Annotated in this window: 20 protein-coding genes and 1 pseudogene; 4 read left to right on the top strand and 17 right to left on the bottom strand. The window is 46.9% G+C overall.

Features of this window, described 5'->3' with window-relative positions; translation table 11 throughout:
* Positions 1 to 45: 45 nt before the first annotated feature.
* The 8 genes from SHEWANA3_RS02835 to SHEWANA3_RS02800 all read right to left on the bottom strand — a co-directional run bounded on the left by SHEWANA3_RS02835 (position 46) and on the right by SHEWANA3_RS02800 (position 7,849).
* On the bottom strand, positions 46 to 417 hold the full coding sequence (locus SHEWANA3_RS02835) for a hypothetical protein (protein WP_166485343.1): 372 nt from the start codon (positions 415 to 417) through the stop codon (positions 46 to 48).
* A gap of 129 nt (positions 418 to 546) precedes the next feature.
* Positions 547 to 1,989 (bottom strand): MBL fold metallo-hydrolase, encoded by a 1,443-nt coding sequence (locus tag SHEWANA3_RS02830; protein ID WP_011715739.1) that lies wholly within the window; start codon positions 1,987 to 1,989, stop codon positions 547 to 549.
* A gap of 118 nt (positions 1,990 to 2,107) precedes the next feature.
* The gene (locus tag SHEWANA3_RS02825; RefSeq protein ID WP_011715738.1) at positions 2,108 to 2,971 is read right to left on the bottom strand and encodes a DUF2927 domain-containing protein; all 864 of its coding nucleotides are present in this window, start codon (positions 2,969 to 2,971) and stop codon (positions 2,108 to 2,110) included.
* A 4-nt stretch (positions 2,972 to 2,975) separates the two neighbouring features.
* Positions 2,976 to 4,244: an organoarsenical effux MFS transporter ArsJ gene (gene arsJ, locus SHEWANA3_RS02820; protein WP_011715737.1), complete on the bottom strand. Its 1,269-nt coding sequence runs from the start codon at positions 4,242 to 4,244 to the stop codon at positions 2,976 to 2,978.
* 9 nt (positions 4,245 to 4,253) lie between these two features.
* On the bottom strand, positions 4,254 to 5,267 hold the full coding sequence (locus SHEWANA3_RS02815; RefSeq protein ID WP_011715736.1) for an ArsJ-associated glyceraldehyde-3-phosphate dehydrogenase: 1,014 nt from the start codon (positions 5,265 to 5,267) through the stop codon (positions 4,254 to 4,256).
* A 65-nt stretch (positions 5,268 to 5,332) separates the two neighbouring features.
* Positions 5,333 to 6,352, bottom strand: coding sequence for an ACR3 family arsenite efflux transporter (gene arsB, locus SHEWANA3_RS02810; protein ID WP_011715735.1), 1,020 nt, complete (start codon positions 6,350 to 6,352; stop codon positions 5,333 to 5,335).
* 40 nt (positions 6,353 to 6,392) lie between these two features.
* The gene (locus SHEWANA3_RS02805; RefSeq protein ID WP_011715734.1) at positions 6,393 to 6,737 is read right to left on the bottom strand and encodes a metalloregulator ArsR/SmtB family transcription factor; all 345 of its coding nucleotides are present in this window, start codon (positions 6,735 to 6,737) and stop codon (positions 6,393 to 6,395) included.
* 500 nt (positions 6,738 to 7,237) lie between these two features.
* Positions 7,238 to 7,849 (bottom strand): LysE family translocator, encoded by a 612-nt coding sequence (locus SHEWANA3_RS02800; RefSeq protein ID WP_011715733.1) that lies wholly within the window; start codon positions 7,847 to 7,849, stop codon positions 7,238 to 7,240.
* 99 nt (positions 7,850 to 7,948) lie between these two features.
* Here SHEWANA3_RS02800 and SHEWANA3_RS02795 point away from each other — a divergent pair, with 99 nt between their 5' ends.
* Positions 7,949 to 8,815 (top strand): LysR family transcriptional regulator, encoded by an 867-nt coding sequence (locus SHEWANA3_RS02795; protein WP_011715732.1) that lies wholly within the window; start codon positions 7,949 to 7,951, stop codon positions 8,813 to 8,815.
* A gap of 234 nt (positions 8,816 to 9,049) precedes the next feature.
* Here SHEWANA3_RS02795 and SHEWANA3_RS02790 read toward each other — a convergent pair whose 3' ends face one another.
* Positions 9,050 to 9,883, bottom strand: coding sequence for a hypothetical protein (locus SHEWANA3_RS02790; protein ID WP_041412534.1), 834 nt, complete (start codon positions 9,881 to 9,883; stop codon positions 9,050 to 9,052).
* A gap of 250 nt (positions 9,884 to 10,133) precedes the next feature.
* Positions 10,134 to 10,226: pseudogene (locus SHEWANA3_RS23120) on the bottom strand (radical SAM protein); the annotation flags it as partial.
* 704 nt (positions 10,227 to 10,930) lie between these two features.
* Here SHEWANA3_RS23120 and SHEWANA3_RS02785 point away from each other — a divergent pair.
* On the top strand, positions 10,931 to 12,892 hold the full coding sequence (locus SHEWANA3_RS02785) for an Ig-like domain-containing protein (RefSeq protein WP_011715730.1): 1,962 nt from the start codon (positions 10,931 to 10,933) through the stop codon (positions 12,890 to 12,892).
* Between the two features lie 60 nt (positions 12,893 to 12,952).
* Here the strand turns inward: SHEWANA3_RS02785 and SHEWANA3_RS02780 are convergent, their stop codons facing one another.
* The 6 genes from SHEWANA3_RS02780 to SHEWANA3_RS02755 all read right to left on the bottom strand — a co-directional run bounded on the left by SHEWANA3_RS02780 (position 12,953) and on the right by SHEWANA3_RS02755 (position 20,259).
* Positions 12,953 to 14,668 carry a hypothetical protein gene (locus SHEWANA3_RS02780; protein ID WP_041412533.1) on the bottom strand — a complete coding sequence of 572 codons (1,716 nt, stop codon included), beginning with the start codon at positions 14,666 to 14,668 and terminating at the stop codon, positions 12,953 to 12,955.
* Positions 14,669 to 14,867: 199 nt separating this feature from the next.
* On the bottom strand, positions 14,868 to 16,181 hold the full coding sequence (locus SHEWANA3_RS02775; protein WP_244096594.1) for a sigma-54 dependent transcriptional regulator: 1,314 nt from the start codon (positions 16,179 to 16,181) through the stop codon (positions 14,868 to 14,870).
* Positions 16,182 to 16,612: 431 nt separating this feature from the next.
* Positions 16,613 to 16,939, bottom strand: coding sequence for a putative quinol monooxygenase (locus SHEWANA3_RS02770; RefSeq protein WP_011715727.1), 327 nt, complete (start codon positions 16,937 to 16,939; stop codon positions 16,613 to 16,615).
* 43 nt (positions 16,940 to 16,982) lie between these two features.
* Entirely contained in the window at positions 16,983 to 17,456 is a 474-nt protein-coding gene (locus SHEWANA3_RS02765) for a GNAT family N-acetyltransferase (protein WP_011715726.1), read from the bottom strand.
* Between the two features lie 126 nt (positions 17,457 to 17,582).
* Positions 17,583 to 19,190 (bottom strand): DHA2 family efflux MFS transporter permease subunit, encoded by a 1,608-nt coding sequence (locus SHEWANA3_RS02760; RefSeq protein ID WP_011715725.1) that lies wholly within the window; start codon positions 19,188 to 19,190, stop codon positions 17,583 to 17,585.
* A gap of 13 nt (positions 19,191 to 19,203) precedes the next feature.
* Positions 19,204 to 20,259, bottom strand: coding sequence for an HlyD family secretion protein (locus SHEWANA3_RS02755; protein ID WP_011715724.1), 1,056 nt, complete (start codon positions 20,257 to 20,259; stop codon positions 19,204 to 19,206).
* Positions 20,260 to 20,356: 97 nt separating this feature from the next.
* On the opposite strand from SHEWANA3_RS02755, the gene SHEWANA3_RS02750 reads away from it, so the two are divergent.
* Both SHEWANA3_RS02750 and mscL read left to right on the top strand, forming a co-directional pair.
* Positions 20,357 to 21,310: a LysR family transcriptional regulator gene (locus SHEWANA3_RS02750; protein ID WP_011715723.1), complete on the top strand. Its 954-nt coding sequence runs from the start codon at positions 20,357 to 20,359 to the stop codon at positions 21,308 to 21,310.
* Positions 21,311 to 21,494: 184 nt separating this feature from the next.
* A complete protein-coding gene (gene mscL / locus SHEWANA3_RS02745; RefSeq protein ID WP_011715722.1) occupies positions 21,495 to 21,905 on the top strand; it encodes a large-conductance mechanosensitive channel protein MscL in 411 nt (136 codons plus the stop codon).
* Positions 21,906 to 21,987: 82 nt separating this feature from the next.
* On the opposite strand, the gene SHEWANA3_RS02740 is transcribed toward mscL, so the two are convergent.
* Positions 21,988 to 22,311: an antibiotic biosynthesis monooxygenase gene (locus SHEWANA3_RS02740; protein ID WP_011627310.1), complete on the bottom strand. Its 324-nt coding sequence runs from the start codon at positions 22,309 to 22,311 to the stop codon at positions 21,988 to 21,990.
* Positions 22,312 to 22,339 lie beyond the last annotated feature (28 nt).

Below are 22,339 nucleotides of genomic sequence, written 5' to 3'. Positions count from 1 at the left end.
CACAAACAATGTGAGCCTTCAATGTTAAGACTGAGTTTTTAACGCTTAGTTTTCGATTTCGAACCCTTCGCCATTACACTCTAAATACTGCTGGCAAGCAGGATAGATCCCCTTACCACACTCGTAGAAAATAATCGCATTTCCACCTAACTTCTGCACTTGAAGCTTTAAATCCTTTTTCAAATCATCAATATCAACTTTTACCGTTGGGTCGATATCGCTTTTACAATAGGTTGCAGACACATCCCCCAATCCTACGTATTTATGTCGTGATAACTCCGCCATTGTGTACACTTCCACCGTACCTGCAATCGCATTATTTAACGCCACAGATCCGACATTGGTTCTAAACGTAGCCCCACTACATCCACCAAGCAAAAGAATACATACGAGCAAATAGCTTTTTCGATTTATCATTATTTCATTCCATTGAGCCTGTCTATCATAGCGAGATACGATAGCCATGAGTAAAAGTGTTTAAAGGTGTAATCCAAGCATAATTCAATGTCAATAATGCAGCAAAATTAGCTAATTAAGTTATCTTAGCTAGTTAGTCACCCAAACTAATTTGGGTAAGGCATTTAAATCCAACATATCGCCACGGGTGGCAATAGCCAGCGCTTTAGGTTTGGTTTTCGAGTCTTGATTCATCACAGCGACTAATCCCTGCTGCGCTTCGGGTTCGCCGTGAACAAGCACCAGGGGCGGCTGCGATTCAAAATGTCGATACCAACGTAATAACTCCGCCTGATCCGCATGGGCCGATAAGCCACCGACAGTATGCAATTTAGCGGCAACTTTAATGCTATTACCATGGATAGTCAGCTCCTCGACGCCATCGACTAAGGCACGTCCCGGCGTACCAAGTGCTTGATAGCCGCAGATAATCACATCACATTCTGGACGCCATAGATTGTGCTCTAAATGACTGCGGATGCGGCCACCGTTACACATGCCGCTGCCCGCAATAATGATCAATCCTTTGTGCACATCGTTAAGGGCGATAGACTCCTCAGTCGTTTGGATAAATTCTACATTAGACAATAACGGATGTTGCCCCGGATGCTGGCGCGTAAAGCGCTTAAAATCATCATCCATTAAGGGGTAGTTATTGACATACACCCGCGTCGCCTCAATCGCCATAGGACTATCGAGGCAGACTTTCCAGCGGGAGAGATCCCACTCTTTGGCATATAAATGAAATAGATATAAGAGCTCCTGCGCACGCCCAACAGAGAACGCTGGCAACAGAATATTGCCGTGGCTCTCGGTCACCGCCTTGGCGAAAATCGCCTTTAACTCGGCAAGCGTATCGGTCCAGCTGCGGTGAAAGCGATTACCGTAGGTGCTTTCCATTAACACTAAATCGGCGGTGTCGACTAAGGTGGGATTACGTAATATCGGCATGCCAGCACGGCCAAGATCGCCACTAAATACCAGTTTTTTCTGCGCTTTCCCCTCACCTAACCAAAGCTCCACCAGTGCCGAGCCTAAAATATGCCCCGCATCCGATAAGCAAATATCCACATGGGGAATAACCCGGGTGACTTGGCCATATTCCAGCGACACAAACTGAGTAATGGCCTGCTCCGCATCTTCCACGGTAAATAGCGGTTCTAGGGGGTCCAACTCATGCTTCGCACGCTTCTTATTGGTTCTTTCGGTATCGCGCACCTGCAACATGGCGGCATCTTTCAGCATGATGGCACACAGTTCAGCCGTCGCTTTATGGGTAAAAATCGGCCCGGTATAACCCGCCTTAACCAACAGAGGTAAACGGCCCGAATGATCAATATGGGCGTGACTCAAGACAACGGCTGAAATAGCAAGGGGATCGAAGCTAAAAGGTTCGTGATTACGTAACTCATCGGCCTTGCCGCCTTGAATGAGGCCGCAATCGAGCAGCATTTGCTTACCTGCCACTGTGAGTAAGTGGCACGAGCCAGTCACTTCCTCGGTCGCGCCCAAAAACTGCAATGTCATCTGCATAGCTTGCCTCCAGCATGTTTATCTCTTTTAAAGATAGACTATGCCCTTATTCCTAAAAGAAAAAGGAATAATTGGTAAAGCATGATCAAAGCCAACTTTCGATGTAAAACCTTGGGGATCAATAACCTAACAGAGGGTACAACTGGCCCTGACGAACCGCTTTATCGGCTTGCGTCAGTGTGCCATCCCGCTGCCATTGTTCGAGTTGTTTTTGCAATATAGGCAGCACTTCGGCGGCCGTCATGCCGGCATGAATATCCGCACTGTAGAGCAGTTTCAGCAAAATATAATCCAGCCCAGTGAGTAAATCCTGCGGTGTTTTATCGTTAAAAATAGAAGGAAATACTTTTACCGAATCATTGGGTAGGCCCAACACTTGGGTGATTTCTTCCACCACGCAGGCCACCAATTTGCCATGCATTTGCGCTTGGTCGACCGGGATAACCACCCAAGCGCGCTCAATCTCATTCTGGGAATTAAGCGCAAATTTCCCCATACAAACAGAGCCATGTATATTACTGGCCGCACTTGCCCCCATAAGACGCCTCACCACATCGGCCCATTGGGATTGACGGGTAAAGACTAAGTGTAAATTGGCCTCTTCGAGCGAATCCACCTTGGCAATACTGTAGCCGGTGATTTGTGCCAGATGGCTTAAATGCATCTGCACCAATTGTGCATGCAACCCATTATCACTCACTTGATGCTCGACAAAGACGCGCACGGGCTGACGCCATTTCCGTACTCGATGTTTATCTTTATCGTATTCATTTTTAAGGGCTATCTCATCAAAGGCTTGAATAATATAGGCGGGATTTTTCCAATCTCGAATAGGCTTTGGCGCGAGATTTGGTTTCTCAGCCAATGCGGAATTTGAAGCAGGTGTAACCGATGCTAAGAGCGGCGAAACAGCGAATAGCGAAGCCATGCAGACAAGGCAAATAGTTCTAACGCCCGGTAAACGCTTTCGCCAGCTCAACATCTTGCTATCCTTTGACTTGTCGAGGCAGCTTGATAGAGATCAGTGCCGTTATTGCAATAAAGGCCGTCGAAATCCACAAACAGGCCACCAGTCCATAACTCTGATACACCCAGCCCGAAAGCACAGTTCCCACTAAACGCCCCATGGCATTAGCCATATAATAGAACCCAACATCGAGGGATACCGCCTCTTCACTGGCGTAACTCACAATTAAATAGCTGTGCAGTGACGAGTTAATCGCAAACAGTCCGCCAAATAACATCAGCCCCAAGATCAGACTGAGCTGTGGTGAGAAATCCAGATACAAACTGAGTGCAATTAACGCGGGAACAAAAGCTAATAATGTCGACCAAACTAAGGCGGTATAACCGTCTGGGATGCGCTGCGAAGTGTTAGCTTCTGCCCTGCTCGCACCAGTGATCTTCGGAGCTAAGGTTTGCACTATGCCGTAAGCTATCACCCAGAGCGCCAAAAAGCCGCCCACGGCCCAATGATCCCAGTCCCATTGGCTCGCCAGATACACGGGCAAAGCCACCACAAACCACACATCCCTTGCGGCAAACAAAAACAGGCGCGCCGCCGAGAGAATATTCACGCTGCGACTCTTAGAAAAAATCTCGGTAAACTTAGGTTTGTTCTTCGCTTTCCCCAAATCTTTTTTCAGCAAGACCAGGCTCATTAACCACACTAGCGCAAGCACGGCCATCATGGCGGCAATCGCCATATTGAAACCCAATCCCGCCAGCAAGGCGCCACCGAGGAAAAATCCCGCCCCTTTAAGGGCATTTTTAGACCCGGTTAACAGGGCAACCCAATGGTAAAGCCTGCCCTGCTCCCCCTTTGGAACCAGCAATTTAATCGCGCTTTTTGCGCTCATCTTATTGAGATCTTTAGCAATGCCCGAAAGCGCCTGCGCCGCCATCACCCAGGGCACGCCCGCAAGCCACAATGGTAAACTGGCCGCAGGCACCAATAACATCCCTAATGCCAATACCTGCATACCAAGGCCTAGATTCATAGTGCGATTAAGCCCCAAGCGAGCGCCGAGATAACCGCCCACCAGATTGGTCACGACACCAAAAATCTCATAGAACAAGAACAACATCGCAATCGCGAATGGCGTATAACCGAGATCGTGAAAATGCAGCACCACCAACATCCGCAGCGCACCATCGGTTAAGGTAAAACTCCAATAATTGAAGGTGATCAGCAAATATTGCCGCACGGCAGCGGGCAATTGCATCAGTTGCTCAAATAGCTTGGCAGCAGGCACAGTGCTCTCCTAACGCGGCAAATCAAGCTGGCCGACTAAGCGGGCAAGCTCTGCCGTACGGTTGGCATATCCCCACTCATTGTCGTACCACACGTAGAGTTTTAGCTGAGTACCATTCACCACCATGGTCGAAAGCGCATCGACAATGCTCGAACGGGGATCGGTTTTATAATCAACCGACACTAATGGCCGCTCTTCATAACCTAAAATGCCCTTGAGTTCGCCTTCGGCGGCGGTTTGTAGCAGCATATTCACTTCCGCTTCGGTCACGCTGCGCTCAAGCTCAAAAACACAGTCGGTAAGAGATGCGTTAGCGAGCGGCACTCGTACGGCATGGCCATTCAGCTTACCCTTAAGCTCAGGGAATATATGGGTAATTGCCGTCGCACTGCCCGTGGTGGTGGGAATTAAACTTAACCCACAAGCGCGGGCGCGGCGCAGATCCTTGTGCGGTGCATCCAGAATCGTCTGGGTGTTGGTAATATCATGGATAGTGGTCATAGAACCATGCTTGATGCCAATCTGCTCATGGATCACTTTCACCACAGGCGCAAGACAGTTGGTAGTGCAGGAAGCCGCGGTCACAATCGGATGAATCGCCGGATCGTATAACTGATGATTCACTCCCATCACCACATTTAACACACCTTCCTCTTTGACTGGCGCCGTCACTACCACCCGCTTTACACCTTGATCTAAATAAGCTTGCAGTAAGGCTTTGGTTTTCATCACCCCAGAGGCTTCAATCACCACATCGCATCCCGACCAATCGGTCTCGGCAATCGTCTTATTACGTGTGGTGCGAATGGTTTTGTCTTGGATTTGAATACCATCCTGATTCGCCGTGACCGGATAACGCCAGCGACCGTGAACTGAATCGAACTCAAGCAAATGAGCCAAGGTAGCCGCATCCCCAGCGGGATCGTTGATCTGCACAAACTCAACATCATCCCATTCCCACGCCGCACGTAGAGCCAAACGTCCCATGCGCCCAAATCCATTAATCCCGATTTTAATTGCCATGATTTATAACTACCTAGTTAACTTTCAATTTATTGATTTTTAATATTATTTATTTTAAAAACAGATTAAGTCGTAAACCAATGACGGGTGCGATTGGCAAAGTACACTAAAGACAACATCACAGGCACTTCAACCAACACGCCCACCACGGTCGCCAGCGCGGCCCCCGAATGTAAGCCAAAGAGCGAAATCGCCACGGCCACGGCTAACTCAAAGAAGTTAGAAGAACCTATCATGCTCGCGGGCGCGGCAATCGCATGGGTCAGTTTGAGCTTTAACGCCAGCCAGTAAGTCAAGATAAAGATGCCATAGCTCTGAATAATCAATGGGATAGCGATTAATAGAATGTTCTGCGGTTGGCTAAGGATGGTCTTGGCCTGAAAGCCGAACAGCAGCACAACCGTCGCGAGTAGTCCTATTACAGACCAAGGTTTGAGTTTAGCCAATAACTGCGGCACGGCAGTGGCGTCATGACGAGCCTCTAAACGTTTACGGGTGAGCACTCCTGCGACTAAGGGCAATAAGACATACAACACCACAGATAGCAGCAGGGTTCCCCATGGCACTTGAATATCACTCACCCCCAGCAACAACGCAGAGAGCGGCGCAAACAAAAACACCATAATGATATCGTTAACAGAGACTTGCACTAAAGTGTAGTTAGGATCGCCCTTCGTCAGTTGGCTCCAGACAAACACCATGGCGGTGCAAGGGGCGACACCAAGGAGAATCATCCCCGCAATATATTCACCCGCCGTTTGCGGGTCGACCCAATCGGCAAACACCAGTTTAAAGAATAACCAGCCAAGTAAGGCCATGGTAAAGGGTTTAATCAGCCAGTTAATCGTCAGCGTTAGCAGTAATCCCTTCGGAGTTTTACTGACATTCTTGACTGCCGAAAAGTCAATTTGCACCATCATGGGGTAGATCATCACCCAGATAAATAACGCAATAATCAAATTCACATGGGCAAATTCAATCGCCGCAACGGCAGCAAATACATTTGGTGCGAGATTACCAAGCACAACCCCAGCGAGAATACTCAAGCCAACCCAGACACTTAAATAACGTTCAAAGATCCCCATAACGACCTCTACTTATCTAATAGCGAATCCATTTCTTAACTTAACAGCAAGCTTTCGCACGTTCGGGACGAGCTCCCATGCTGCACAGGTTTTGCATACTCTCAGCTAAAAACGCGCTGTTGGCCTCACAACTTTGCGCCAATACTTGCTGGCACCAAGCATTAAGCTCTGGATTAATTTGATAAAACACCCATTGTCCTTGGCGCCTATCGACTAAGATCCCTGCTTTTTTTAACTGCGCTAAATGCCGGGAGATCTTAGGTTGGATCTCCGACAGCGCGGCCATTAATTCACAGACGCACAGCTCCCCTTCCCGCTGGATCAGCAATAAACATTTCAGCCGAGTCTCATCGGCAAGAGCTTTAAAAAATGCGACGGGTTGCATCGAGTGCTCCCAAAATGATCAGATTACATATGGAATAAAGCATATATGAAAAAACATATATGTTAAGTAATTTTTTTGCAGTATTTAGATGGAGAGGACTGATTGAGCTGATCTTGAAGTGAAACTTTGTAGCCTGATAAAAATTGGAGATATCACTTATAGGCATGGAGCGACAGCACTCTTATCTCAATCCCTTTTGGGCCCTTGTTTCGCTAGCCATTATTGCGCTGTCCATTGGGTGGCTAGGTTTTTTCCTAAGTTTTCGCTTAACTTTTCTCTTAACCTTCCATTAACTTTGGCATAGCCTGCAAGTGGCATGGATTGCCTCAATATTCAGAGCAATCCATCCACAGTAGACATGTGACGATGGCGTAAGAGAATCCTAGCGAATATATCTTCTTCCCCTTAGGCGATCTCAAATTAACTGTGAATTTAAGTCAACTTTAGACCGAGTTAAAAACAGGACAAAAACCTATCGCCGTAGAGGGAAGAAATCAGCTTCAAGCGTTAGTTGATAATATTGCCCCAAAGGTAATCAGACCCACACCACAGGCCTGATTAATCCTATGACCAAACCGTTTCAATACTCGAGTGGCTTTGGCTGATGTCACTAAGTATGCGACGATGCAAAACCAGACCCCGTGTAACACTGCGATATAGACACCATAGCTGATGACGAATGCTAAGCCGTCACTATGGGATGAAATCAGCTGGCTAAATACACTTAAGAAGAAAATCATCGTTTTAGGATTCAGTACATTACATAAAAATCCTTGCATAATGTACTTTCGATTTTCTACCGGTTTAATAAGCGTAGTCCCGTAATCGAAGGTTAGCTTGGCACTCAATAAACCAGTGATCCCAAGATAGATTAAATACGCTGCCCCCACATATTTCACTAGGCTAAATAACCCGGCATTGTTGGCAATTAACTGACTTATCCCAATGATTGAATAGCTAATATGGACACAAACTCCCGCGCCAATTCCAAGGGCCGTTAACATCCCCGCTTTTCTGCCATACATGGCACTATTTTTAAAGACCAACACAAAATCGGCACCAGGGCTAACCACAATCAACAGCCCAAATATCACAATACTCAATAACTCCATTTCCGCTCCTCAGGGTTCATTAGCAAGCGGTAATTGTATCGAGTCGCTGGTGAGTTATAATCGAAAAGAAGGCACCAAAACAGTGAGAAAAAGTCACATATGAGACACTTAAAAGCATTCTATGTATTTCACATTACGGCCGAGTCCTCGAGTTACAGTCAGGCCGCAGAGAAATTGCATATCACTCACGGTGCGGTCAGTAAGCAAATAAAACTCTTGGAAAACCACTTATCGCAAATACTGTTTTATAAGCAAGGCCGAGGGATGTGCCTCACTCAAGAGGGGGAATTGCTTAAGCGCTACACAGATATTGCCTTTAACACCTTAGATAGTGGGGTAAAGCAGCTGACTCGAGAGGGCCATCATTACCTTGAGGTTTCCTGTGAACCCACACTCACCATGCGCTGGTTAATGCCGCGGTTAGCCAGTTTTTTCCAGCTAACGGGTATAGACGTTCGATTATCAACGGCTGGCGGGCCAGTCAAACTGGCGGGATCAGGATTATCTTTGGCCATTCGGCGAGACGATTTTCATATCCCCCCTGAATACAGCAAGCACAATTTAGTTAATGAGTGGGTTGGCCCAGTGTTTTCGCCTGAATATTGGCGTCAAATTCAGCAAAACTGGGGCGATATTGTCCTGCTGCATAGTGACTCCCGGCCGTCGGCATGGTCGGATTGGTCGCAGCGTTCGGGACACAATTTCTCAGCCAATAAGTCAAAATCCTTCGAGCATTTCTATTTCTGCCTGCAGGCGGCGGTTGATGGACTCGGAGGCGCCATAGGCTCGTATCCCCTGATTGTTGACGATCTAACAAGCGGCAGGCTCGTCGCGCCATTTGGCTTTATCCCATCAGGGCATAATTATGTGTTGTTGAGTCATACGGAAAAGCTTGGCAACAATGAATTAGCCTTCTTCAACTGGTTAGAAGAGACCCTCTCCTTATGCCAACCCGAAACAGCCTAGGCCACGAGGCTCGTATAAAATGAACTTACCGCTCCGAGTGGGAAGCCTAACCAATAGCTGCATCTCGATTGATGAGCTAAACACCTTTTTAGTCAGATCAATTCACTAAAAAGTATTTCTAATCACTTGTACCAATAGATAGGTTAATGTTCTCTCAGTTTGAATAGGAAAAGTGTTTCCCAAGTATATTTACAAGATTTTTGAACATACTGATACCAGAATCAATACCTGCTATTAGCCCATATATATATTTGAATAAAAACAGTAAGCAGACTTGTTAGTGAATGGCTCGGATATTGGATACCAATCACATAGAGTTGTAACATGCAAGTGGTTGCGATTTAAAGAGTTATTTCTAATAGATAAATTCGTATCAGACTTATTATAAATAACGATAAAAAAGTCCAAACTGCCTACATCGTTAAGAGTAACTGTCTCTAATCCTAACGCTACAAAATAATGTTCGTTAATTTCAACATCCCAAAATTTAAACCCTCTATAATTTAACGTTTTACTTTGAAAGCACCCTATATCTTTAAGGCTGGCATTGACTCTTTTTATAGTAAATTTTTTAATTTCAGAATTCTTTTCAAAAACTTCAGAATGAATTTCGAATTCAATACCATTCTCTATTAAATCAGATTTTTTACTTGCATCTATACATTGTCTAAATTTGTTGAGGAAAGATAAGAATTCATTTTTGTTTTGGCATCTATCTTTAATAATAGCTGATTGTAAAGGGAAGCCTGCGAATTGATCCCAAACCTCTCCAGTTTGAGCAAATTTTAAATCTCCAATAGTTTTCAAACTTCGCAGAAACTCAGATTTATACGTCTTATAGCTGACTGATTCCATAGCATTCTGTTGCTGAACCCGCCCCCATTTCTCATAACTATCTAGACTATAATATGGAGTTGATTCCATACACTTTTGAACAAGCGCTGGAGTGTTCCATCCTTGTTCACAAAGCCATTTCCCCCTATTGAAAAAATCTTTACTCAAAGGAAATACTGTATGGGAAATATTTATAACGCTTTGTTCTGGTATACTATTACCTATAGCATTCATTTCCATTCTTCCATGTATAAAAACTACCCCACTGCTTAGACATTTTTATCAGCGTAAAAGCATATCCAGCTTTATATACCATAGATTACTTTAATACATCCTAAAAAATTACCTCACTAGACTAAAGAGAAAATCGGCAGAACTAGGAGTCTAGTTCATTTTAGGTTGCACACACTTGTATGTTTGCAATCTTACAACCCTGCTGTTACTTCCATTTTTATACAAGATAGGAATCAGCTCCCAAAGGGAACTGATTCCTACTACAACAGTTAGTCACTTGCAGTATTAACAACTGCCATTCTGATGGCTGTCTAAATACAGGTTCAATGTAGTTAATTAACACTGCAAACTCCTGTTAAGATAGATAAATTAGACAATGACTTGATGCTAAATTTTCACATGGAGAGATTTGCGTACAGTGTAACCCCTCAGTACCAAAACACTTAAATAACGTTCAAAGAGCCTCATAACGACCTCTACTCACAAATTACATACTTGAGATTCACGAACAGCTCTATCGCGTTTGTAATAGTAGTTAAGAGAGAAAACGCTAATTGCCACTAACCGTTCTGCTTCTGCCTTGGATGAAGATGACTCAGTGTCGCACCATCACTTCTATCTGGCAGGACTAAGGTTTGCCACTTTTATCGACTTCAGCCAAACATCGCTAGCGAGTGACAAAAAACAGGTGTCAAAATTTAGACATTGCCATTTTTATTTGACTCACACCAATAACTGGCTGTTTCTGTATCCAAAAACATTTTTAACAATAAACTAACTGCTAAATGAATGAAAAACAGTCAAAATTCAGTCTGGTTTAACCAGTATATTTTTTGAACAATTTTATTTCTTTCATTTCAACGATATCAGCTTAAACCCGCATTATTACTGGGTTTCAGCCTATATACATTCATTTTTCTCTATCCTAGAATGCCCCCGCGAAACAGCTCAAAAGCTGTTTGCCTTGTTAAATGGAACTTATGTCCCCTAATTGAACGTTAGTGCCCATAAGTTTCACGTTTTGCCCTAAACCTGAAGAGATAAACAATGAAATACTCTGCCATGATGCTAAGCAGTTTACTGCTCACCAACACTGTCCTCGCTGCAGATATGCGTCCTTTTGAAGGCACGCTGTCCCTCGAGGTGGAAGATTTTCCGGAGCATGCCATTGAAACGTTTCGTCTCCACGGTAAACAAGGCGAGGTACATGATTTAGCCTTAGGAGCGACCCCTCGTTGGTTAAAACCCGGTCAAAGCGTCCGTGTGTTTGGCCATGCTAATGGCAAACAATTGCAGGTGAGTGATAGCAGCGTCAGCTTACTGCAAACCAATGAAACGACTTCTTCGGCTCAAACCGTCAACTCGGCCATAACACCTATCAGTGGCAACAGAAGCGTATTAGTGGCGGAAGTCAACTTTGCGATCAATCCGATCGTAAAACTGACTGAAGCCGAGATCCAAGATCTGTTGTTTAATCAATCTTCGGCCTTCTACGAAGAAAACTCCTATGGCGCAGTTTCCCTCTCGGGCGACACTACCAGCCCAGTTACTGTCGATGTGGATGTCTCTGTATGTAACACAGACGCCGTCGCCTTAGCCGCTGACCAAGAACTCAGTGCCCGTGGCTTTAATCTCAATAATTACGACCATGTTATGTACTTGATCCCGACTCACCCTAAGTGTACTTGGTCTGGTAAGGCCAATGTGGCAGGCAAGCGTAGTTGGATCAAACGAGTACAGTTATCCACGATTAACCATGAATTGGGGCACAACCTTGGCTTATTCCATGCCAATAAAAAGGATTGTGGTGCCGTTACCACAGCTGACAGCAGCCAATGCACTATCACTGAATATGGCGACTATCTCAGTGCAATGAGTGGTACTAATACACCTAAGCATTTCAATGCATTCCATAAGGAGCAATTAGGTTGGCTGAGTGGCGATCGCATCAAAACCGTCACTGCCGATTCTCGGGTGACCCTATCTCCCGTAGAGGCTGAGGGTAACTTCCCCCTGCTGTTAAAAATTCCCAATGGCCAAGATTCTTCAGGTAACGAGCTGTTTTACTATGTTGAATATCGCCAGCCAACCGGATTTGATAGCTCACTGGCCACCGAAGCTGCCGCTATGCTCAATGGCGTAAGATTACGTGAAGGCGCTAGCAACAATGCCGCTAGCAGCTTTTTGCTGGACCCAACACCAAACAGCAGCAGCTATGATTGGGATGACATCAGCTTGGCTCCAGGACAATCCTTTGAACAGCAAGGTGTCCGTATCGATGTCGTCGCATCAGACTCTTCCTCTGTCACGTTAGATGTAGTCATGCAAAACAGTACTGCTCAGTGTATCCGTGGCACTAGCAGCTTGACGGTACAAGCGGCTGTCTCACAATTGCAACAGGGGCAACAAGGTTCAGTCGATTTGCTGCTCACCAACAATGACAGTAGCGCCTGCCCAGAAACCACTTACAGCCTGACAACCCAAGCCGATGCGGGTTTATACGCAAACTTAGCAAACAACAGTGTGACACTTGCGCCACAAAGCAATCTGCATCTGACACTGTCGTTAGAAGCGCTGCAAGCAAGCGGTAGCAATACTTGGAAAGTGATTAGCAGCAACCAAACTAGCTCACAGCAAGCGGTGAGTTCAGGTAGCGTACTGTTAACTGCGGCAACCAGTAATACTGCGCCACTCGCTGTGAATGATGATTTCAACGATATCAGCGCGAGCACTGTACTGAATGTGCTGGCCAATGACAGCGATTTAGATGGTGACAGCCTGTTTATCAGTGGCACTACTCAAGGACTGAATGGAAAAGTGACTGTCAACGCTAATAATACCCTGACCTATGTGCCCTCTAAGCGCTTTAAAGGCAGTGATAGCTTTAGCTACACCGTGAGTGATGGCAAACTGACCGCAGTCGCAACTGTCACTATCAGCCCTAGCACCACAAGCGGCGGCACGACGGATACCAGCACAAGTACTGGTGGCAAAGGTAAAAATAGATAATATGAGCAAATAAAAAGGGCCGTAATGACGGCCCTTTTTGCTAATACACAACTCAGTTAACTATTCTTGCACGGGTAATGGACACAAGTCGCAGCTCGCGGTATCCGAGTTACCAATTGTCGCTAAATCGCCCGTATCGACCACAGGAGAAGTCGCCCTCGCCGTTGCGGTGTTAGACAAAGTACCGTCGGCACCTGTGGGTAATGTGCTTGGGAAGTAATGGCTTTGGGTTAACTCACAAACATTTCCCCCAAAGTTACCTTCCACTTCACCCGCCGTATTAGTACACATTAGGCTGTTACCATCGCAGCTATAACCCGAGCCGCAATCGTTGTTGGTCAAGCACTGTTTCGCAAAATCCAAACTGAATGTGGCATTTAAACTACTGTCCACAGAGTCGGTCAGAGAGACATCCAACGGTGCGTCCCCCGTGTTACAGACGGTAATGTCGTAGTCTTTTCGCAGAGCGACCAAACCGCTGTTTTCTGCCAATGATACGCTACAGTTTTTCACAATGGACAACATAGGACTCAACGCCAACGAATCGCAGGTTGCAGTGTAGGGATCGGCGCTAATGCTAGCAGAGCCAAAGCTCACACTGGCATCGACAGTGTTAGTACCACCATTCACATCAGAGATGTAATACCCTGTATAGGTCAGCATTTCGTTAGGAGCCCAACCATCAGCACCATTAGCAAACGCGCTCAAGGCTTGGCTAATGCTAAAGGCGGTACCGTTGCTAGGTGTATCGTTGATGGTGACAGTTTCACCGGCACCAATGCTACCGACCCCAGTATTAGTGAGTTGCAAAGTGTAATCGATACGGAATTGATTACTACCGGTCAGCTCAGTCGCACTACAGGTTTTCGAAATCGCAATACTACAGAGAGGGAAATCGCCACCCAAAAAGTCCTTCAATTGGGCGGTTTCAGAACGAGACGACCGGGTTTCAATCAAGAAGCTGCTAAAACAAGGGATCTCATTCACACCCGCAGCCAAGAAGGCTTGGGTTACATTCAAACGACCTTCGAAGAAGGATTCATAGGGATAAGTGTTAGGTATGCCCGCTTTGTTTTCATAGGGCCACAAACCATTGGCCACGCCAGCAAGTTCGGAGTTTTCATTGGTAATGGCGCAGGCAACGCCAGTATCACCTGCGGATAAACATTTGGCTCCGGCGTCGCCAGAGGCATAGAGCAGTTCTAAATGTTCAGAGACATCACCACCCGAATTCACCCAGCGCATCACTTGTACAAAGGGCACAGAGTTCGAATCCTGAGGGTATTCCATGATGATAAATAAGTCGTTTTCTTGGTGTTGTCCGGTAAATTTATTACCTGGGCCAGGGCCGACTTTATCTTGGAAGAACCAAAATCCCATAATAGCGTCACCATTGTTGGCATAACGCTCAGCACCAAAGTAAAACACTAAGTCATCACTACCACTGCCGTTATTAATAAAATAGGCAGCTGCATATCCATTGCGCAGGTCATCCTTATCGGGTACGGCACCGTCTTTGTACCACCATTCGGTCACATCTAAGGTGTCTTTCGAGCCCCCTTTCCAAAAAATCGTTTGTGGTGGCAAGTCGGCAATCACTCCTGTGGTGACATTCGCTGTACTGCTACCTAAGTTAATCGTTTGCCAATCATCGAGTGTAGTCTGTTTGACAATATTACCATCCAGCTCGACCTTATCTACCGTAGCCTGTACACCGTATACCATCAATGTGCAGACCCAAAGTAGAAGGGTACGAAACAATAATTTGAGTTTCATAACATTCTCCTCATTTCCTGTGGACGGAATCCCGCTGCACCCACCAACCTCTGCATATGCGCATTCCGGATTGTGAACATCTGCACTAAGCAAGCCACAAGCCAAAATTTAATGCATTGATATATAAGAAATTAAAAGAGATGACTGGATAAGATGTGTCACAGCGGTGAAGCAGACTGTCGCAGGATAAATAGACGGACTAAGGCACCTTGATCTGACACTTTTTCAGGAGTCGATAGAAGGTCGCTCTGGAGATATTTAATGAGCGGGCGGCGGCGGAAATATTATGTTTATGGTCGCTAATGGCTTTCAGTAATACTTCTGCCTCATGCTCTGCGCGGCAGCGCGCGAGATCTTGGCTGGTACGGTTTGCCGTGAGTGAATCTAGCCCTAACAACTGCGCAGTAATAATGCAGTCATCGGTTAAGACCATAGCCCGGCGGATCCGGTTACGCAGCTCCCGCACATTGCCCGGCCAATTGTAGTGTTTCATCGCACAGCGGGCCTCGTCACTAAAATGAAACTGAGTACAGTTGTCCGAATGTTCTAACAAGAATTGTTCGGCGAGCAGCATGACCTCGTCGCTATACTGTCTCAAACTTGGCACATGCAGGCGTAACACATTGATACGGTGATATAAATCTTCACGAAAGCGGCCTTCGTCAATCGCGGCCTCTAAATCCTGGTGGGAGGCAAATAACAAACGGCAATCCACTTTTATGGGCGCATTGCCGCCAATTCGCATAATGTGTTTATCATCCAAAAAGTGCAGTAAGTTGACCTGTAAGTCTAAGGGGAGATCGGCAATTTCATCTAAAAACAGTGTCCCACCATGGGCCTGCTCTAAATGACCGATATACCGTTTATCGGCGTCGGTAAAGGCGCCTTTCTCATGGCCAAAGAGGGTGGAATGGATAAGCCCTGTAGGCAGCGCGCCACAATTGACTGTGATAAATGGCCCTTCGTGCCTTTTAGATAAACTATGTAAGGTTTTAGCACATAGTCCTTTGCCAGAGCCCGTTTCACCGCTCAGTAATACGGTTTCATCCGACTGACTAAATTTATGCAGCCGCTGACGCAGCTGTTGCAATAAGGGATGCTCCCCCTTAATGGTCGTTAAAACCTTTGCAGGTCCCTTCCCTCCTTTCGATGGCGTCAACTGCGCCATGCCCCAAGCGTGTCCAAGGGTATCGGCAAAGCGATTCCAATCAAATGGGCGATGGTAATAATCAACAAAATTAGCGGCGCTGAGCCAGCTGCAATGCTGCTCCAAGGCGCTATCGGTAACGGCAATCCAATGCAAGGAGGGATATTCGGCTTGAATAATGGCAATTTCTTTCGCCAGCGCAGTTTGGTTAGTGTCGCTGATAAAGGCAATGGCGACGCGCAACTCATATTTTTGCAGCAATACTAAGGCTTCGGCCGCCGACACTGCTTTTACACAGTTCCAAGCCGCTTGTTTCAGTTCTTCACTACACTCCGGCAGACATTGCTCGGGGTCGAGTACTAACAACCACCGTTTCCAACGTGTTTCTGCGGGAGCAGGCTTACCGATTTCATCCATAGGAAGGGGTGGGAGATGAACCTATTACTAATCAAGTTTAGAAGGACAATGGCCTCCCGACAAACCTGACCAGCATGAGTTAACCGGCCTAAACGCAGTAATTGGCGGCGTTAAGCAGTAAGCTTAGCGACTTGATAGGCACAAAGCATGGTATGGGATTGAAAGGATTAATAAACCGCGATGACACAATCGATAATGCAAGTTGTAGCGCGCTGATAACACTTGGCAGTGAATAGTTTTTATCGAATAGAGATTAAGCCATCACCCCCTCCCCAGAGCACTTATGATTAGCTTGCAGTATCAAATCCACCTCGAATAAATCAACAAATTAAGGTTTTTGCTACTGCAAGCCTCTGCCGCTACGCGACTTAACCAGTGAGTTAAGCAATCACTTGATGATAAGTTTCCACATGGAAAGACTCGACTAACTCGGGCATCACCTGATGGAAATAATGCTGAATGGCATCCTTAGCGCAGTGCTCATCGAACGCGGCGATATCGACAAACTTCTCCACAAAAGTCACACGGCGCGGTTCATCACGGCTGACGTTGAGCTCATAACGGATGCAGCCCGCTTCGCGGCGCGTATCGGGGATCAGCGAAGCGAGCGCCGCAATCAAGGCCTCGGTTTTACCTTCTTTTGCTAAAAAGCTCGCGACGCAAACGAGTTGTTGTTGATTGATTTTATAGTCCGTAACTGTCGTCATTTGATTTCCTTAATAAGAGTAAATTCAGCTAGTTAAAACCAGATCACTTAGGCTGGTAGCGCATATCAATATGGGGAATACCATCTTCCAAATACATTTCGGAACAGGCGCTAAACCCGAGTTTTTGATAGAAGCTTTTCAGATAATCCTGAGCACCAATTTGGATCCCCGCAGCAGGCCAAGTGCTGAGCACCGATTCAATCGCCCGTTGCATCAAAGGCATTGCCAATCCTTTGCCTCGTCCAGCAGGAGACACGACGACTCGGCCAATACTGGCCTCGGGATAACTCAGCCCCGGAGGTAAAATGCGGGCATAGGTGAGTAACTCACCAGCGGGCGATAGGCCGAATAAATGCAGGGTTTCAGGGTGTCTATCTTTATCGTCAAGCTCTGGATAAGCACAGGCTTGCTCGACCACAAACACATCGACTCTCAGTTTGAGAATCTCATACAAAGTGTTAGCAGTTAATTGATTAAATTTAAGATTTTGCCACTCGACTGAATCTTGTATCGACATAAAAAGGCTCTGCGTACAACCGAAAAGAGCCCGAGTCTATCACAGGTCTACACATAAAAAAGCGCCTTAATCCTAGGGGAATTAAGGCGCAAGGGTTACGCATTGCGAAAACGAAATGAGTCAGTCTTATTCGATCACCGCATCGTGGGCGACTGGCCCTTGAGGTTTACGGATAAGCAGCACAGCCACCACGGCAATTAATAACATGGCACCCATAATCAAAAACACATCGTTATAGGCTTGAATATAGGCCTGCTGACTCATGGTTTGCCCTAATAGCACCTTGGCCTGCATGGAGGCGGTATAGGGATCCGAGCCGCCCTGTTGCAACATACTGGCGCTCTGATTCAAATAATCCTGCGCCTGTGTGCTGACCGCAGGCAGAGACTCCTTCACATGGGCCAAATGACTACGGGCCAAGTTATCGGTTAAGGTCGCCACCAGCGCGATACCAAAGGCGCCGCCTAAGTTACGCATCACGTTCAGCACGGTCGAAGCCGAAGGATTCTCATGGGGCTTTAAATGGGCCGTTGCTAACATACCAATGGGCACTAAGATAAAGGGCTGGCCTAAGGCGCGCACCACTTGGGAGGCGATCATCTGCGGCCCGGCGTAATCGGCGGTCATTTGGCTATTCATGTAATAACTGAGGGCAAACATAAAAAAGCCGAAGGCGGCTAAATAACGCCCGTCGAAACGTTGCATTAAACGTGGCACTAATGGCAATACCAACAGCTGCGGGAAGCCCATCCACATAATGACTTCACCGATTTCCAGCGGAGTGTAATCATGCACTTGGGATAAATAAAGTGGGATCAAATAGATAGCGCCAAAGAGTGCCATTCCCAGTAAAAAGTAAGCTATGGTCGAAAGCACAAAATCGCGTTTACCGAGCAGGCGTAAATTCACTAAAGGGTCTTTGCGCTTAAGCTGGATCCACACAAACAGCACTAAATTCACTGCGGCAATAATGGCGAGATTGCGGATCAAATCCGAGCCAAACCAATCCTTGCGGTTGCCTTCCTCAAGCACAACTTCGAGACAGCCCATGCCCAGCGCCATAGTGACAATGCCCGCTAAGTCGGCATTTTTCAGTTTGTCCCACACCACAGGGCGCTTTTCGAGGCCATAGGCCAGCATCGCCATCACCAGCAATCCGGGCGGCACGTTGATATAAAACAGGTAATGCCAACTAAAATGCTCAGTTAACCAACCACCTAAGGTTGGGCCAATCGAGGGCGCAAACGTCGCCGTCACCCCGAATAACGCCATCCCCACTGCACGTTTATTCTCGGGTAAAAATTCTAAGATCAACCGAAACGCCAGCGGGATCAGCGCGCCACCAAAGAAGCCCTGCAACGCCCGAAAGGCTATCATAGCCTCAAGGTTCCACGAAATCGAACACAGGATAGAGGCAAAGATAAAGGCAGCAGTGGTCCACAGCAGATAACGTCTGACCGAAAGCCCTGTGCTTAACCAGCCCGAGAGCGGAATCGCAATCATCTCGGCAACCAGATAAGCCGTTGAAATCCAACTGCCTTCCTCCAGTGTTGCGCCGAGGCTGCCTTGGATTTCCTTCATCGAGGCATTGGTGATTTGAATATCGAGGATCGCCATAAAGGCGCCAATCAAACCACCGAAAACGGCAATCCACGAACGGCGACTACCGCGCTCATATTCGCTCGGTATAGCCCCCGCGACTATAGCCTCAGGTGCCGCAGCAATTGTGCTCATGTTAACGACCTACTTAGCGACCGACGTTAGCAGCGATGGCTGTCGTCGGATGCGACGCAGTATCGACCTTGACCACAGCACTTAAACCGGGGACGACACGCGCCTCTTCTGCTGAGAGATCTAAACGGATCCGCACAGGGATACGTTGCACGATTTTAGTGAAGTTACCCGTGGCATTTTCGGCGGGCAGCAGACTAAATTTGGCTCCGGACGCCGGCGACAGACTATCGATAACACCTGTAAAGGTTTTGTCGGGAAACGCATCGAGACTGACCTGCACCGACTGTCCAGGTTGCATATGTTGGATTTGGGTTTCTTTAAAGTTCGCCGTGATCCACACAGCCCCATCCGGAACCAAACTGTAGAGTGCCTGGCCGGGCTGTACATACTGCCCCACCATAGCGCCGCGTTTACCAATCACCCCAGAGAAAGGCGCGGTCACGCGGGTATCATTAAGCTGAATTTTAGCCAGCTCCAATGCCGCATTCGACTGTTCAACCACAGAACCAGCCTGATTCAGCTGGGCATTAAATACAGCGAGCTCACGCTCTTTAGCCACTAACAGTGCCTTGGCTTCATCTAGCCCAGCGGCAGCGGAATCAAAACCTGCTTGTAATTGGTCGACATCGTCCTGTGAGCTGTAGTTGCTGACTTTTAACTTTTTAGCTCGGCTTAACTGTTGCTCGGCACGCAGTTTGTCGGCCTGCGCCGCCACCACGCCCGCACTCGCTTGGCTGATCAACGCGTGCTGCAATTCCACCTTAGCGGCTAAGGTTTGCATATCGGCCTTAGCACTGGCGAGTAACGCCTCGGCTTGGCTGACTTTAGCGCTAAACTGATTATCTTCAAGTTGCGCTAATAACTCGCCCTTGCGCACATGTTGGTTATCGGTCACATCGGATAACACCACATAACCTGGGACTTTCACGCTCACATGGGAGATATCGGCCTCGACATAGGCGTTGTCAGTGGTTTCGATAAAACGTACTTGCGTCCACCAGTAATAACCGCCACCCGCAACGGCGGCGAGCAATAGTGGAACGGCGATGATGAGTTTACTTTTGGACATGAATGACTCCTTGATTAGTGAGTGCTAGTGTACTACTGTCTCATCACGTTTATTAGATATCTAAAAATCAACCCACTGTTTCACAGGTGTAACAATCATGGATCTCAATCGTGTGCAGATATTTGCCCAAGTGGTCGAGCAAGGCAGCTTCACTGGCGCCGCTAAGGCCCTTGGTTTAACTAAGGCCACTGTCAGCCGCAAGATTGCCGAACTGGAGTCAGATACTGGTACCCAGTTGTTATTCCGAACGACCCGCGCCCTCAAACTCACCGAGGCAGGATCGAGTTACTACAATCGGATCAATAAGATCTTGAGCGATCTGCAGAGCGCCGAAAATCAACTCAGCGCCCATCAGCAATTGATTAAAGGCAACCTAAAAATAGTGTGCCCCATCGAATTAGGCCAATTGTTCCTCGGGCCTATCTTCGCCCAGTTTTTAACCCTTTATCCCGATATCACCATTGAGGCTGAGCTCACTAACCGTAAGGTGGATGTGATAGAAGAAGGTATCGATTTGTTATTCCAAATCGCCGACTCGAGCGATACTCGTTTGCAGAGTTATTCCTTAGTTAACGCCTACAAATCCTTGATGGCCAGCCCAAGTTATTTAGCCGAACACGGCACGCCAAAAGTGCCGCAGGACTTAGCCAAGCATAAAGCGATTCGCTTACAGTCGGCCCATATTGAAGGTGCGTGGAAGCTGTTTGATGGCCAGTCTTGGGTGGTGATTGAACCCGTCACCCAACTGACGGTAAACAATGTCACTATTGCCCGCGAAGCCGCCATTGCGGGGCTTGGCATTACGGCCGTGCCGTCGATTATTGCGCAAGAGGCGATAGAGAAAGGTTATTTAGTGCCACTCCTCGACGATTATCCTATGGTACAAACTAAAGTGGTGCTCAGCTATCCCAAACGAGCGTATTTGCCCCGCAAATACCGTGTCTTTATCGAGTTTATTTATACCGCCCTGTTCAAACGCTGGGGATCACAGGTACTAGAAGTGCCGGAATTTATTGGCCAGCAAGAACCCAATAACTCTCGTTCGACTTAACAATTGTAACCTTGCTGAGCTGAAATTAGCCGATAAAGGATAAATCCAGAATGTCAGAATTGCCTTAATCCTTAAGCCCCTATAAGCTTGGCAAGGTAACAGGCAGCAAAAGACCCTTAGGTTTTCCTGATACAGTTAACACAATAAAATTTAACATTTCATTTTTAATTTCGGAGGAAACCTAATGAGCTTAATTAAAGAGTTCAAGGCTTTTGCGTCCCGTGGCAATGTGATCGATATGGCGGTGGGTATTATCATCGGTGCCGCTTTTGGCAAGATAGTCTCATCCTTTGTAGCCGATATCATTATGCCGCCAATTGGGATCATCTTAGGGGGCGTGAATTTCAGCGATCTGAGCATAGTGTTGCAAGCCGCCCAGGGCGATGCGCCAGCGGTAGTGATTGCTTACGGTAAATTCATTCAAACCATCATCGACTTTACCATTATCGCCTTCGCGATTTTTATGGGCTTAAAAGCCATTAACAGCCTAAAACGCAAACAGGAAGAAGCGCCGAAAGCCCCACCAGCGCCGACCAAAGATCAAGAGCTGTTATCTGAGATCCGCGATCTGCTTAAAGCGCAGCAAGAAAAGTAAGCTAACGCTATTTTTTATCTGATTGATTGCAATAAAAAACCCATCGACTTCGATGGGTTTTGTTTTTATATAAGCGCTTAGCTTACTCGGGCACGTCGTGCACTGTTTCACTATAGTCTTGCACCACTTCGGCAACGCGGATGCGATAAGAGTTAAATAAGCAAGGCACAATGCCGGATTGCTCAGCAATGCTGTGGGCCATTTGATTACGCCATTGGGTAATAGAGGCCATATCATCCCAAAACGACAGGCTCAGCACTTTGCCATCGTCGGTTAAGCTCTGAAACCGTTCAATTGAAATCAACCCCTGACGCCCTTCTAAATATTGGCGCATTTCAGCGGCCACGTGCAGATATTCTTCCTTGCCTTCTTTCGTGGGCACGACTTCAAAAATGACTGCGATCATAATGCTCTCCAAAGATAGTAATCCTTAA

The sequence above is a fragment of the Shewanella sp. ANA-3 genome (assembly GCF_000203935.1).
Taxonomy (GTDB): Bacteria; Pseudomonadota; Gammaproteobacteria; order Enterobacterales; family Shewanellaceae; genus Shewanella.
The sequence above is the reverse complement of the archived record's forward strand: the minus strand, read 5'-3'. Positions and strand labels throughout refer to the sequence as shown.